We start from the raw sequence: 13811 nt of genomic DNA, 5'->3' as shown, positions 1-13811 counted from the left end.
GAGGGAGGGAGGGGGTGTTCGCCAAATGGCCTGTCGTCGGCGGTGGGGCCTGGCTAGCGTTCAGTCATGCCGACCGATGACTCCTGGAAGCAGCTCGCCCAGATCAACGAGATGGTGCGGTACGCGGACGCGAAAGCAGGTCTGGTCCTCACCCTCAACGGCCTGCTGATCGGCCTCATCGCCGTCCGGGTGCAGAGCGAGGGTTTTCTGCACACCCATCCGTTGCCGGCCGCCGCGCTCATCCTCGCGGTGAGCTTCCTGGCACTCAGTGTCGGCTTCGACCTCGCCGCCGTGATGCCCCGGCTGGTGCGGACGAACGGGCGGCATCCCTCGCTGCTGCACTTCGAACACGTCGGCGGCCGCTTCGCCCGACACCAGGACGAGTACGTCGAGGAACTCACCGCGGTGCTGCGGGACACCGACCGGCTGGACCGGGAGCTGGGCGCGCAGGTGTGGGCGAACAGTGTGGTGGCCCGGCGCAAGTACGCCTGCGTACGGTGGAGTCTGCGGTTTCTCGCCGGGGCGCTGGTGGCCACCCTGCTGGCGGCGATGGCCGCCGTGCTCGGCGGCTGAGGTGGTGACCGCAGCCGACCGGGTCGACGCGGCACAGCTCGGCACCCGGTCCATACTGGGCTCGGGAGGCCAGGGCACGGTATGGGCGCTCGACGACCCGACCACTGTCTACAAGGAGTACGCCGGCGAGGCGCTCGGCAGCCTCGACGTGGCGGCCCTTGAGGCGATGGTGGCGTTCCCCGCCGGCCTACCCGACTGGCAGGCGGCCTCGCTGCGTGCTCGCGCGGCCTGGCCCACCGCGATCGTGCAGCGGGACGGGCGGGTCACCGGTCTGCTGATGCCGCGCGTCCCGCAGCCCTTCCACACCCGGATCTGGCTGACCAGGGATTACCAGGAACGGCTGGCGCAAGTGCAGCTGCTGCTCAACGACCAGCCGTATCTGGCGGCCCGGCGACTCGCGGTGGACGACCGGCTGCGGCTGGAGCTGCTGTACGACGTCGCGCAGACCATGGCGCAGTGGCACGAGCTGGGGGTGGTGGTCGGCGACCTCTCCCCCAACAACCTGCTGTTCAGCACCACCAGCCGACCACGCTGCTATTTCATCGACTGCGACGCGATGCGGGTGGGTGGCCGCAGCGTCCTGCCGCAGATCGAGACCCCGGACTGGCAGACACCGTCGGCGGGTGAGCCGACAGGCACCACGCACACCGATGCCTACAAGTTCGCGTTGCTCTGCATCCGGCTCTTCGCCGGTGACCAGGGCGCCCGGGATGCCGCCGTGCTGCGCGCTGTCGATCCGGCGCTGTACGCGTTGGCCACGCAGGCCGTCACCGTCGCGCCCGCGGACCGGCCCGGCCTGGCGCGCTGGCGGGAGACGCTGGCGGAGGCGTTGATCGCTCCCGGGCGGTCCACCGCCGCCCTCCGGTCACCGGCGGCACCGACGCCGACGCCCGCCGCCTCGCCGCCTGGGCCGGCCGCGTCGCCGAGCGGGCCGTCGACGGCACCGGCGGGACACCCGCGGCCGGTCGCGGTGACCAGGCCGGCCCGGTCGGTGCGGCGGCTGGTGCCGCTGGTGCTCGTCGCCGTGCTGCTGCTCTGCGCGGCACCTACCGTCTCGTCGTCGGTGGGCACCTGGTGGCGTGGCACGGTCGGCGCCGAGACTCCGACGAACGTCAGCATGTCCCCGGCCGAGCAGGCGGCCCAGGTCGCCGAGCTGCTCGCCGTCTCCGGTCGCGACCGCAAACGGGTGGTGTCGGCGATCGAGAACACCATCTTCTGCCGGAACACGTCTGCGGCAGCCGACACCCTCGGCCGTGCCGCCGACGGTCGGCAGGCGGCGCTGGACCGCGCGGAGGCGTTGCGTACCGACCAGTTGCCGAACGGGGCCGAACTCAAGGAGCAGATGATCCTCGCCTTCCGCCACTCCCGGGCCGCCGACGAGGCGTATCAACGGTGGGCGTCGCGCGTCTCGGCGGACGGCTGCCGGTCACCGGCGATGCGCGGCAAGGACCGCACCCGTGGTGACTCCGAGTCACGCGCGGCCGGGGCCGCAAAACGGCGGGTCGCGAAGCTGTGGAACCCGATCGCGGAAAGTCACGGTCATCCGACCGTCTCACACCTCACCATCTGACTCCGCACCGACCAGCTCACGCAGATCGGTGAGGGAACGCACCAGCATGCTGCGCCGGCCGGTGACCACGAGTCTCCGGGTGCGCCACTGTTCGAGCACCCGGCCCAGGGTCCGCTGCGAGGTCAGCACCAGGCCGGCGAGGTCCTCCTGGGACAGCGGCAGCTCGATCAGGACCCCGTCGTCGGCCCGGCTGCCGTACCGTCGGCCGAGGTGCACCAGCAGATCCGCGAGCCGCTGCTCGGGGGTGCGCGAGCCGACGGCGGCACGATAGCGGTCCGCCTCACGCAGCCGTCCCGACACCGTCCGGTGCAGGATCTCGGCGGCGTCCGGGTGGGACCGCAGAAACGCCCGGAACGGTTCCGCGGCCAGGATCAACGCTTCGACCCGGGTCAACGCGGAAAGGGTCGCCGAACGACGGCCGCCGTCCACGCCGGCCTGCTCACCGACGAGGTCCCCGGCGTTGCGGATGCCGAGAATAGCCTGGTAGCCACGCACACCATTGGTGGAGACCTTGACGCATCCGTCGAGCAGCACCACGGCGAAGTCGGTGAGTTCGCGCTCCCGGACGATGATCTCCTCCGGCGCGAAGTCCCGACGCCTGCCGAGCCGCAGCAATTCCGCCCGATGCTGATCGGTGAGCGCGTACCAGAATGGTGCTTTGGGGTGACCGGAGCCCATGACATCGCCCCCTTCCGGCCAGCGATGCCATTGTAGGTACGCCGGCGAAAGGGAATCAGCAGGGCGAGCTCTTTGCGGCCTGTGGGCGGAGGATCCGATAGCCGTACGTGTCGGAATAGGACAGTCGAAGGGTGAGCTGCCATCGGGTGCAGGTCTCGTCGGGATCGCGCTTCGGCCCATACCCGGCCGCCTGCCGGCTGACGAACGTCAGCTTCGCCAGCGTTCTGCCGCCGGAGCGGGACACCGCGCGCAGGGTGGCATCGCTGTCCGTCGTGGTGGTCAGCGCGTCGATATAGCCGGCCCGGTGCTCCGGGTCGGTGGGGTCGACCACTCCGGCCGGGTCGTAGCTCGCCAGGGCGGTGTCCCAGTCCCTGCCGTTGATCGCCTCGAACCAGCGGGCCAGCATCACCGCGATGTCGCGACCGTGTGGATGGTCGGCCACCCGGTCGTACCGGACGATGCCGACTGTCGGCGTCGCGCGGGGCAGCGCCGGGGTCGCCTGGTCGACACCGTTGTCGTACACCGTCTGCGGGCCGGCGCCCGACTCGGCGGCGTCGTCCGACCCGCCGGAACCAGCGATGACGACCCCGCCGCAGATCATCAGCAGCACCAGCACGGTGAGGGTGACCGCCCACGGGCGTACCCAGCCGCTCGGCGTGGCCTGCGGCGACGACGCCGGGGGTGGGGCCGGCCCGGCGCCGGCCGCCGCGCGACCGCCGCCGGGCACCGCCGCCGGCACGGCGTTGGCGGCGGTCGGGGCGGCGGCGACCGGCCGCCCCTCGGCGGCCCGCAACGCCGGCAGCCACTGCGCCGGCCGGGGTCGCGACCACGGGTCGCGGCTCAGGCTCCGGCGGGCCAGGCCGGCCAGCTCCGGCAAGACGGCGGCGAGCACGTCCGGGTCCCGGGCCACCTGGTCACCGGCGAAGAGCCGGACGGCGACCAGGCCGAACTTGTACGCGTCGGAGCGTACGGTGGCCAACTCCTCTCCGGCGGGCACCTCCCAGTCCGGGGTCTCGGTCTGCGTGAGGACCGAGCGGCCGTCGAGCCGCATCGCGTCACAGTCGATGAAGAAGCAGCGTGGCTCGGCACCGAGCTGGAACAGCAGGTTGTTGGGCGACAGATCACCGACCACGATGGTGAGTGCGTGGAACCGGTCCAGCGTCTCGGCCAGCGCCGCCAACAACATCAACCGTTGCCGGTCGTCGATGGCAATCGACACCCGGGCCAGGTAGCTGGCGTCGTTGAGCAGAAACTGGAAGCTGGCCGGCTTGACCTGGCTCGGGCCCTTCACCCCGGGTAGCTGGTGGGTGAAGTCGGGCGGGATCCGGCGCATCAGGAAACCCCGGACCCGGCCCGCCTCGCACACCGTACGGGCAGGCCAGGCCGTCTGCTCACAGAGCCAGCGGCCGGTCTCGGCCGACAGGCTCGGCACGAACTCCACCATGCGCCGCAACTGGTCGACGTCGAGTCCGGGCAGCACGGCGGCGTCGTACTCCTTGTAGGCCACCGGCCATTGCCGGTTGATCCGGATCGTGTCGTTGACGCTCCAGACCCGGCCCTGGCCGCCCTTGCCGATCTCCGTCAGCGGTTCCAGTTTGCCGCGGTCGAAGCAGGACCCCGGCCCATCGTCGGTCAGCACGACGATGCCGGCCGGGTCCAGAGTGCCAGCAGGGTCCGGTCGTCGTCGAAGGTGTCCCGCGAGAAGTCGAGGCAGCGGGCCAGTTCGAGGGGCGGCGGCGGCACCGAGAGCTTCTGGCCGAAGTAACGGCCGACCTCACCCGACCCGTCGCCGAGCGGATCGCCGAACCCGTCCGTACCCACCAGCAGCACGTCGGTCGGGGCGAGGAACTCCTCGCACGGAACGACCTGCGGCGTGCGCGGCAGGGCCGTCACCTCATTGCTGGAGATCACCTGACCGGCCCGGTTCTTGGTGTCGAGCAGCCGCCGGTAGCCGTCGTGACGCAGCAGCCAGGCGCTGCTGTCACCGACCTGGATCAGGGAGAGCAGGTCACCGTCGGACGTCGGCTGCACCATGCCGGCCACCAGGGTGCAGGCCAGCGCCTCCTCGGCCCGGGCCGGATCGGGCGCGGGCAGGTGGAACAGGCTCCGGGCCTGCTCGGCGAGTTGCCAGGCACACCGGCGTACGACGTCGTTCCAGTCGACCGCGCCGGCCGGGTCGTTCAGGGCCTCGACGATGCTGCTGACGGCGGCCCGGCAGGCCGCCGTCGCCCCGATGTGGGAGAACTCGGCGGCCGAGACCCCGTCCGAGACCGCGAAGACCACCGTTTCCGTGGGCTCGTGCAGCACCACCGCCGCGTCGTCCTGACGCGGCCGGCCCGCATGTCGGTGGCTGTAGCCACGGATCGAGGCCAGCCGGACGGTGAAGCGGTCCGTGGACCAGCCGTCGGCCAGGAAGTCCGGGCGGTAGGAGGCGCCGCTGGGCGGGACGGGCTCGAACCGGTGCACCGGCCGGCCGATGACGTCGGCACCCCACGGCGGCGGCGAGAGGCGTCGCTGTGGTTTCCGGCGCGGCGGGTCCGGCGGCGACACGTACGGGTCCAGCGGAATGTCGATCGACATCGGATCCTCGTTCGCGGTGCGCTGTCGACCGATCAGCCCGTTCACCGAGTTCTTGAGCCACCCCTTGTCAGACGACATCGATCGCCATCCGGAACCCCTCGGGCTGCTGCACCACCAGCTCCGGCTGGGCCGAGCCGAGCGACCGCCCGGACTCCACGATGCTCTTCGTCAGTGCCGTGCAGAACTGCGCGATCGCCGCGCCGAGATCCACCCCGGCCTTGGCCACGAAGCCGTACTCGGGTCGGGTGGCCACCTCGACGATGGTCTCGGGCCGTACGTCGCCGATGCCACAGGCGATGATGTTGGGCGAGCCCAGCGTGACGTTACGGTCGATGAGCTGCCCGTACACGTCGCGCCACTCGTCTGTCGGCTGCCCGTCACTGAGGAAGAACACCGCGGGTCGGTGCACCGACCACCCCTCGGCCTTGAGCGCCTTGACGTCCTGCGGGATGCGCTGCTGGAGGGCGGAGAAGGCGGACCGGTAGCTGGTGCTCCCGCGCGCGGTGAGGGCCGGCAGTTCGTTCGCCTGGCGCAGGTCCGCCAGGGAGAGGCGCTCCTGCACGTTGTCGGCGAACCCGAGGATGGAGAAGCGCACCTTCGCCGCCGCCATCGGTTCGCCGAGCAGCGCCTCGTGCAGCGAGGCCAGTCCGCGGTTCAACTCACGAATGTGCCGACTCATCGAGCCTGACTCGTCGGCCAGGACGTACACCGGCAGCAGATTTCCTCTATTTCCAGACATGCTGGCCTTGCTTTCTCCGGAACCGGTCCGGGTTGGCGGGGATGGTCAGACGACCTCGTGGGCGAGCCGGAAACCGGCCGGCGGGTCGATGGCGAGTTCCGGCCGCCCGTCGAGCAGCGACCGGCCGGTGGCGATGATGTTGCGAGCCAGCGCCTGCCAGTACGACTCGATCGCCCGGTGCGGGTCGAGGTGGGGCGGGGCGAGGTGGCCGGACTGCTCGTGGGTGGCGAGTTCCGAGATCAGGCGGGCCGGTGCGGTGCCGAAGCCGCAGGCGACGATGTTCGGTGCGTACCGGTGCGTGCTCGGGTCGACGAGTCGCCGGTACGGCATCGTCCACTGCGCCCCGTTGCCGGGGTCGCTTCCGGCCAGCAGGTGCACCACGGGCCGCAGCACCGTGTAGCCCTGCCCCTTGAGCGCCTCGGCGTCCGGTCCGATCCGGTCCAGCAGCGCCTCGAAGACGTTCGCGTAACTGACCGGCCCCCGGGCGGTGAACCAGGGCGACTGGCTGCCCTGGTCCACCGCCTTCAGGGGCAGCCGGGTGGCGACCTGGTCGGCGAAGCCGAGCATGGAGAGCATCACCGGCGACGCCTCTTTGGCTTCCCGTAGCTGCTGGTACAACCGGTGCGCGCCGTCGCTGAGGTCGTTGACGTAGGGCCCCATCTCGGTGGACTCGTCGACCAGGACGTAGATCGGTTGGACCCCGTCGACCGGGCGCCACACCCGGGACCGCGGGTCCTGTTCCAGCAGGGTCGCCGGCGGCGGGCCGCTCCCGGGATCGGGTGGCGGGTCGGCCTGACCACCCAGCGCGGGGTTCTGCGACCAGATCGGGGGGCGGGCACCCGGCGGGGTGCTGGCGGGCAGCCCACCGATTTGGCTGACCAGTCCCGGCACCAGCAGCTCGAGCTGGTCGGGGCGGACGACCTTCTTGTCCACCAGGAACCGGAAGAACTCCGCGCTGTGCTGGTTGTGCGCGTCCTGCCGCTGCGCCACCGCGTGCTCGTGTGCCGCCAGCAGGCCCATCGCCCGCTCGGTGTCCTGCGGGTGGCGCGCCAGGTGCAGCAACACGATCTGCCGGGCGGACAGCTCGCCCGAGCCGATCGCCGCCAGCTCGCGTTGCTCGGCGGCGATCCGGCTGCGTTGCGCCAACTGTTCCAGCTCGTCGCGATGCACGGCAGCCTGCACGTTCAGCCCGTGTCGCGCCTGCTCGGCCTGCTGCGTGTGCTGCATCTCGGCCATGGTGTCGACGTGCTTGGCGAACTTCGACTCGGGCCGCAGCCGCGGCGAAAGATCGAAGATGGTGATGCCCTCGGGCAGCATCCACCCGCCGCCGAACGCCGTGACCACCGCCCGCTCGGCCTCGGCGGCCTGGGTGATGTCGTAGCGGACGGTGATCTCGGCCAACCGTCGCCGCAGGTGGCCGTAGACGACTGGCAACGCGTCGCGCACGTTGCGCCGGACCACCGCCGCCGGGTCGTGCACCCGGAACCCCACATCGAGGACGGCGTCGAAGGACCAGTGGTTGCCGCGTGCCGGCAACGGGTTGCTGTGCAACGCGACGGTCCGGCGGTGGTCGCTGATGTCCACGTCGTAGCGGTACCGGTAGGAGGTGGTCAGCTGTTCCCACCGGCCCAGCGGACGCCCGTCGTCGACCACCGCCACCTTGCGGTCCGCGCTGACGTAGACGGACGCCTCGTAGGGCGCGGCGAGCGTGCTGCGGCTGCGCAGCCCGCGTTCGACCGGTTCGATGCGGAGGATCAGCGGCAGTGACGCAGTCATGACAGATCGTTCCTCGCGTCCAACGCGGCCTCGACCGCGTACGCCGTCTGGGGGGTGGGGTAGAGGTTGTCCGGGGCCCGCCAGTCGGTGCTGAGCCGCCGGACCGTCTGCTCGGCCCAGGCGCCCCGCGCCGCGATGTCGACAAGCAGGCCGCAGAAGGGGGTACGCACCGGGGCACTCGCCTCGGCCAGCCGGGCCCAGGCGACGAGCGCGCGTTCGACCAGACGGTTGAACGCGCCGCTGAGCAGCACCTCGGACCACATGCCGACAAGCGCCGGCCGCAGCTGACGTCGCTGGTCGGCGAGTTCGAGCAGCGTCGGCCAGGTGATCGATCGGCGGGCCCCGTCCGTCGGTGTCGAGACCGTCTTCTCCGTGGTCAGCGACAGCGCGAGCCGCAGGAAGATGAACTGTCCGACGAGCGTGCGGCGGCGGTCGTGCAGCCAACTGGACACCCGCTCGATCACCATCGGGACGTTTCGCTGCTCGTCCTGCATGATCAGGTCGGTCAGTCCGTCGGCGATGCCGACAGCGATGTCGCGGTGGTCGATGGTGGCGAGCCGGTCCAGCGCCATGAGTGCCTCCTGCGCGCCGTGCGGACCGAGGCTCACACCGTGCACCCGGGCTGCGGTGGCCTGCCCGGTCGGTGACGCGCTGTTGGTGTAGAGACCGTTGACCACCGCTTTGACCAGCGGACGTGTCCGCTCGTCGGCGGCCGGCACCCGCAGCGCGTACGCCACCACCTCGCCGTTGCGCCAGTTGTGCGGCGCGATCGCCATCGGATGCAGCACCTGGGCGTAGACGAAGTCGAACGCGTGCCGGGACAGCACGCCCAACGCCGTGCCGGCCCAGGTGTGCACGTCCTCGTTGACGTCGCTGGCCAGATCCAGCAGCCAGTCGAGCAGCTCCCGGTGGATCTGGAACTCCCGCCACACGTGGTTGAGCACCTGGGCGGGATAGCCGTCGGCCGCGTACTGGATCGTGTCGACGGTCACCGGCCCCCAGGTGCCGCGTACGGTGGCCGGCCGGATCTCCGCGCGCAGCCGCCGCGCCAGTTCGCGGCGGCTGAACCGGAACGGGTCGTGCCACGGCCGCAGTGCCACCGGTTGGGCGCCGGCGAACCCGGCGGCCGGTCCGTCCAGGCGCGCGACCAGCCGATCCGCCGCCCGCACGACGCTCTCGTAGGACAGACCGTTGAGCACGGCGAGGGCGATGGCGAGACAGCGGCTGGGCAGGTCGGGCAGTTTGTCGAACCAGATGCCGAGGTCGCCGGTGTGCCGCTCGGTCATCCGTTGCCGGATCCGGTCCAGGTCCACCCCGTCGTCGGTGCGTTCCTGACTGATCACCACCGCCAGGTCGGCCGGCACCTTGAGGGAGACCTGCGGCCGACACAAATCCGTCACGTACGTGTTCAGGGCGGTCCCCGCCAGCAGCCCGGCGGCGAGTTCGGCGTCGCCGTCCAACCGCCAGGTGAGGTGGCTGACCAGGATGTCGCGATGCGGCTGCGCGCGCCCGAGCGGGACGACGTACTCCCGGACGTCCTCGTCCCGCAGCACCGACTCGGTGCTCAACGCGAGCACAAACCGCGCGTCGATCCGTTCCAGTGCCGCCTCGAGCTGCTGGAGCATCCAGCCTCGCACGTCGTCCCAACCGACCGGCTCGCAGAGCAGAAAGCCCGCGCCGCGGGGCAACGGCTGTTCACTACGGGCGTCCTGATCGAGCCAGCCGGCGAAGGCGCGCAGGTCGACGCTGCGGTCCAGGTTGTAGATCGGACGGTCCGACGGTGACTGGAGCAACCGGATCGCGGCGATCGTCTTGCCCTGACAGGGGTCGGCGCGCAGGATCACCAACCGCCTCGCCTCCAGCGCGGCGCGGGTGCTCTCCCACTCCTGCGGTGGCAGGAAGGCGTGCCGTACCGGCTCACTGAGCTGGGTGCTCAACCGTTGAAGCGGCGCCGGCTCACGGCCGCCGAGCATCATCACCAGCTTGTCGCCGCTGACCAGATCGCCGCCGATGAGCATCCGGGACGACTGCCGCAGCCGTTCGTGCCGGTGCCGGCCGTTCAGCACCTCGGGCTGTTGCAGGTCCTGGTCCTGTGCCTCCATCCGGGTGTGGTCGAACGAGAACGACTCGTCGCTCGGCACCTCCGTACCTGTCGGCTGTTGCGCACCCTCGTGCGCCGCCGGGGGCGGGCCGTCGGCCGGGCCCGGCCCCGCCGCCGGAGCCGGCGAGGCGGAACCGGCCGGACCGGCCGCCGGTGGTGTGGCGGACAGCGGCGCGGCCGCCCCGTCCACGGGTGGCGCGGACGCACTCATGTCGGTTCTCCACCGTGGACTGTCTTGTCGCCGCCGACGATGTCCTGGCCCACCGTGACGTTGCCGTGGAAGGCGAGGTGATTGCCGGCCGCCGGGCGACCCGACGCCCCGGCCTGCGGTTCCTGCGACGCCGACGCGGACTGCTGCGGCGGCTGCGGCGGCGGCGTGGTCGCGGCCGGCGGGGTGATTCCCGGCGGGTACGGATAGTCCGGCACATGGATCCACGCCTGCTCGCGCAGCTCCTTGGCCTCGATCGGCACCGCACCGAAGGAGGCGGGATCGATCTGCCGGTAACCGTGCCTGATCACTGCCCGGTAGATCTCGTCGGAGACGATGAGGGCCATCTGCGCGCGGGTCGCGGCCCGCAGGGCATCCCGCAGCGGCTGGGCGTCGACAAGCCTGCTGGCGGTGTTGAGCGCCTCGCCGACCCAGCCGTCCGCGTCCTGTTGACAGTTGCCCTGATGCAGGGCGACCCGCATGCGGATCTCGTGCTCGACCGTGTAGATCCGGGCCTTCTCCCGCAGCGCCGCGTCCAGGGCACGGACGAACGGCCCGGCCAGCACCACCGAGTTGGCGGTCGTCGGCACGAGCATGAGGATGCCGTCGCCGCGGTCCAGCCGGACCACGCTCTCCCAGTCCAGGTGGGTGTCCTGGAAGGCGGTACGGACCACCTCGTACATGGCTTTGCGCAGGGACTCCTGCACCGGCACGGTGCGCTTGCCGAATCCTTCTATGTCGACGACCAGAATGAAGTGGAACGTCGGGTAGGGCATGTTCACAGCCTCCGGAAAAGGGGTGAGCCGTCAGATAGGACTGTGCGAACGGAACGCCCGCCCGTGAAGGTCATTTGGCAGGTACCGCTGCGTGACCGCTCAGGGCGTGGTGCGGGCATGGTGCGGACTTGGTGCGGCGAGGCACGCACCAAGTCGGAAAAAAGATGACGAACGCCTCGATTACCGGCGTCCGTTGCTCACCTTAGGTGCAACCACTGTCACAATCCAGCCGCCGGCACGCGCCACCCTCACTTACGGCTGCACGACCATGACGCCGTACACGATCGGCGGGACACCGCGTCGACCGATCAGCGCACCGACCCACCGACCGGCGACCCACCTCCGACGGTGGTGCAGTTCAATGTCGAATCTGAGGTCGACATCTCTGTCCACTCGGGATGAAAAGCCGGAAGCTCGGCAGGCGGAAGCAATAGTCATGGGCAGCGTGATTTCACTGTGAAATCAAGATTTCACAGTGAAATCACGGCTGTTCGACAAGTGGCCCTGCTGACCGTCAACGGCCCACGCCAGGCATACTCACTCCGGCATGCTCAGGCCGGCAGCGGCGGCGCCCCGCTCGTTGACGATGTCGGTGATCCGCTTGCGGGCGTCGGCGAACTGGGCGCGTTGCTCGGCCGGCCGGGTCTGGTCGTTGGTCGCGGTGGTCAGGTCGACCACCCGGGCCGCCGGGTGGTACTGCATCCAGGTCGGCAGGACACTCACCGCGGTGACCTCCCACCGGCCGGACGAGGTAAGGGTGAAGGTGAACTCGGGCACCACCGCGTCCTGGGTGTTCTCCGGCGAGCCGTCCCCGAAGCGGGTGGTCAGGTTGCCCATCCCGTACGCGACCCATTTCCCGTCGATCTTCTCGAAGGGCTGCACCACGTGCACGTGGTGGCCGACGATCAGGTCGATGTCGGGTGAGGCGAGCAGCCGGCGGGCGAGGTCGATCTGTTCGGCGTTCGGCTCGGACTGGTACTCCGTACCCCAGTGCAGGGACAGGATGTTGATCTCCGCGCCCACCGTGCGGGCCCGGCGGGCCTCGGCGAGGATGGCCTGCTCGTCGAGCATGTTCGCCGCCCACGGTCGGCCCTGCGGCAGGGGAATGCCGTTGAAGCTCACCGTGTACGACAGGTGACCGACCTTCACCCCGTTCACCTGCAGCACGTTCGGCAGTTGCGCCTCGACCTGGTTACGGGCGGTGCCGGTGTGCCGCACGCCGACCCGGTCCAGGTTGTCCAGGGTGCGGGCGATGCCCTCGACCCCGGTGTCGAGGGAATGGTTGGAGGCGGTGGAGCAGGTGTCGAAGCCGGCCCACGCGGCGGCGTCGGCCAGTTGCGGCGGCACGCTGAAGTACGGCCACCCGGTGAACGGCCCCTGCGGCGGGGCCAGCGGCGTCTCCATGTGGCAGATGGCCAGGTCGGCGGCGCTGACCCGGGGACGTACGGCGGCAAGCACCTGGGTGAAGTCGTGGCCGGTGCGGCCGGCCTGCCGCGCGTCGGCGGCGGCCTGCTCGCTGAGGTCGGGATGCACCAGCAGGTCGCCGGCGGCCACCACGGTGAGGGTCTGGGGGCCGGCTTTCGCCTCCGGCGACCGCTGGGGGGCCGGCTTCGTCAGCGGGCCACAGCCCCCGGCCAGCGCGATGGTCAGCAGCATCCCGCCGACACCCAGGCGTTTCGCGAGCCTCTTTCGCCTTCCTCTCATGAGCCGATTTTTCGCGTCACCTGAAGGAGTGCTCCCGCAACAGCGCGATGTCGCCCGAACGGGTGACGGCAACGCCCTCCCGCGAGCACGGCGGACCGGACGTGGGTCGGTTGGCCGGCCCGGCGAACATGAGCCCGAACTGTCTGAAAGGCGTCACTTCCCGGGTTGGGAGCCCGCCTGGCCACCGTGCTACGGATTGGGTACCAAACAGCGACTGACCAGGCATTTTGCGAAGAGTAGGGCACCTCTTCCGCCTACTGCGAGCACAGTCCACAGGTATCGCTGAATCCGCGGGCAAGGAGGCAGCGTCATGACCGTCAACTGGTATCTCAACCAGGCTCTTACCAACTTCCGCAAGGCCGTCGACTCGGCGTATCCGAAGCGGGACAAACGGTCGGACGGCACCATCGGAGATGCCGCCCATCAGGGAACCACAAGCGACCACAATCCCGACCCCGACGGCTCCGTCGACGCCTGGGACATGGATGTCGAGGTCAACGGAGTCGGGCAGCCCTACCGCGAGGACGTCGAGCGGCTGAAGAAGGTCTTCGAGGAGCACGAGTCCTCGCAGTACTGGATTCATGACCGCCAGATCGCCAACCGGAGCTACGGCTGGACCCGCCGGATCTACACCGGCAGCAGCCCGCACGCCGAGCACGTGCACTGGAACACCCGAGAGAGCCACGAACGTTCCACCATGCCATGGATCATCCCTGGCGCGACGCAAGGAGTGCCGCTCATGTTCTGCAAGCTCAATGACAACAACGACGCCGTGGAGGCGTTGCAGCGCCAACTGACGACCCTCGGTTTCTACAAGGGAGAGATCGACAAGCAATACGGCCCGGAGACCGCGGCCGCCCTGCTGGCCTGCCGCCGGAGCATGGGCAGCGTGGTCGCCAGCGGCGACACCTACAGCCCGGCGGCGTACGAGCAGGTGCAGCGGGCGTACGCGGAGCGGTTCGCCGGCAAACAGGGTGCTGTGGGGCCGCCCGGCCCCCCCGGTCCCGCCGGTGCACCGGGGAACTGGACACCCGAGGCGGTGTTGCGGCTGATAGCGGACACCCTGGACAAGGCCGCCTGAGCCCGTCCCGATCGGCGAGGAGGAA

The 13811-nt window shown here is 70.4% G+C and carries 11 protein-coding genes; 3 read left to right on the top strand and 8 right to left on the bottom strand.

Features of this window, described 5'->3' with window-relative positions; genetic code table 11:
- Positions 1-66: 66 nt before the first annotated feature.
- Positions 67-573 carry a Pycsar system effector family protein gene (locus C1I93_RS11655; protein ID WP_111243278.1) on the top strand — a complete coding sequence of 169 codons (507 nt, stop codon included), beginning with the start codon at positions 67-69 and terminating at the stop codon, positions 571-573.
- Between the two features lie 4 nt (positions 574-577).
- Positions 578-2143, top strand: a complete 1566-nt coding sequence (locus C1I93_RS11650) for a hypothetical protein (protein WP_146603480.1) — start codon at positions 578-580, stop codon at positions 2141-2143.
- Here C1I93_RS11650 and C1I93_RS11645 read toward each other — a convergent pair.
- The 8 genes from C1I93_RS11645 to C1I93_RS11610 all read right to left on the bottom strand — a co-directional run bounded on the left by C1I93_RS11645 (position 2126) and on the right by C1I93_RS11610 (position 12657).
- Positions 2126-2821, bottom strand: coding sequence for a Crp/Fnr family transcriptional regulator (locus C1I93_RS11645; protein WP_111243276.1), 696 nt, complete (start codon positions 2819-2821; stop codon positions 2126-2128). The two genes, C1I93_RS11650 and C1I93_RS11645, sit on opposite strands and share 18 nt — an antisense overlap.
- Positions 2822-2876: 55 nt before the next feature.
- Positions 2877-4460, bottom strand: a complete 1584-nt coding sequence (locus C1I93_RS11640) for a serine/threonine-protein kinase (protein WP_111243275.1) — start codon at positions 4458-4460, stop codon at positions 2877-2879.
- Positions 4454-5479 (bottom strand): protein phosphatase 2C domain-containing protein, encoded by a 1026-nt coding sequence (locus tag C1I93_RS11635; RefSeq protein ID WP_111243274.1) that lies wholly within the window; start codon positions 5477-5479, stop codon positions 4454-4456. Before C1I93_RS11635 ends, C1I93_RS11640 begins: the two co-directional genes overlap by 7 nt.
- On the bottom strand, positions 5469-6140 hold the full coding sequence (locus C1I93_RS11630; RefSeq protein WP_111243273.1) for a vWA domain-containing protein: 672 nt from the start codon (positions 6138-6140) through the stop codon (positions 5469-5471). Before C1I93_RS11630 ends, C1I93_RS11635 begins: the two co-directional genes overlap by 11 nt.
- Positions 6141-6185: 45 nt before the next feature.
- A complete protein-coding gene (locus C1I93_RS11625; protein WP_111243272.1) occupies positions 6186-7916 on the bottom strand; it encodes a vWA domain-containing protein in 1731 nt (576 codons plus the stop codon).
- Positions 7913-10228 carry a hypothetical protein gene (locus tag C1I93_RS11620; protein WP_146603479.1) on the bottom strand — a complete coding sequence of 772 codons (2316 nt, stop codon included), beginning with the start codon at positions 10226-10228 and terminating at the stop codon, positions 7913-7915. Before C1I93_RS11620 ends, C1I93_RS11625 begins: the two co-directional genes overlap by 4 nt.
- Positions 10225-11001, bottom strand: coding sequence for a hypothetical protein (locus C1I93_RS11615; protein ID WP_146603478.1), 777 nt, complete (start codon positions 10999-11001; stop codon positions 10225-10227). The genes C1I93_RS11620 and C1I93_RS11615 overlap by 4 nt, the downstream gene beginning before the upstream one ends.
- A 537-nt stretch (positions 11002-11538) precedes the next feature.
- Positions 11539-12657, bottom strand: a complete 1119-nt coding sequence (locus tag C1I93_RS11610) for a CapA family protein (protein ID WP_111243269.1) — start codon at positions 12655-12657, stop codon at positions 11539-11541.
- Positions 12658-13015: 358 nt separating this feature from the next.
- Between C1I93_RS11610 and C1I93_RS11605 the strand changes: the two genes are divergently transcribed.
- A complete protein-coding gene (locus C1I93_RS11605; protein ID WP_111243268.1) occupies positions 13016-13786 on the top strand; it encodes a peptidoglycan-binding domain-containing protein in 771 nt (256 codons plus the stop codon).
- Positions 13787-13811: the final 25 nt, after the last annotated feature.

Origin of the sequence: Micromonospora endophytica (assembly GCF_003236305.1) — a bacterium.
In the GTDB taxonomy this organism is placed as follows: domain Bacteria; phylum Actinomycetota; class Actinomycetes; order Mycobacteriales; family Micromonosporaceae; genus Micromonospora; species Micromonospora endophytica.
This window is presented reverse-complemented; position numbering and strand designations above follow the sequence as displayed.

Excerpts from the sequence above, each read along its gene's own strand:
- C1I93_RS11610 (WP_111243269.1), bottom strand. The coding sequence starts at position 12,657 with ATGCTGCTGACCATCGCGCTGGCCGGGGGCTGTGGCCCGCTGACGAAG.
- C1I93_RS11635 (WP_111243274.1), bottom strand. The coding sequence starts at position 5,479 with ATGTCGTCTGACAAGGGGTGGCTCAAGAACTCGGTGAACGGGCTGATC.
- C1I93_RS11645 (WP_111243276.1), bottom strand. The coding sequence starts at position 2,821 with ATGGGCTCCGGTCACCCCAAAGCACCATTCTGGTACGCGCTCACCGAT.
- C1I93_RS11605 (WP_111243268.1), top strand. The coding sequence starts at position 13,016 with ATGACCGTCAACTGGTATCTCAACCAGGCTCTTACCAACTTCCGCAAG.
- C1I93_RS11625 (WP_111243272.1), bottom strand. The coding sequence starts at position 7,916 with ATGACTGCGTCACTGCCGCTGATCCTCCGCATCGAACCGGTCGAACGC.
- C1I93_RS11655 (WP_111243278.1), top strand. The coding sequence starts at position 67 with ATGCCGACCGATGACTCCTGGAAGCAGCTCGCCCAGATCAACGAGATG.
- C1I93_RS11620 (WP_146603479.1), bottom strand. The coding sequence starts at position 10,228 with ATGAGTGCGTCCGCGCCACCCGTGGACGGGGCGGCCGCGCCGCTGTCC.
- C1I93_RS11615 (WP_146603478.1), bottom strand. The coding sequence starts at position 11,001 with ATGCCCTACCCGACGTTCCACTTCATTCTGGTCGTCGACATAGAAGGA.
- C1I93_RS11630 (WP_111243273.1), bottom strand. The coding sequence starts at position 6,140 with ATGTCTGGAAATAGAGGAAATCTGCTGCCGGTGTACGTCCTGGCCGAC.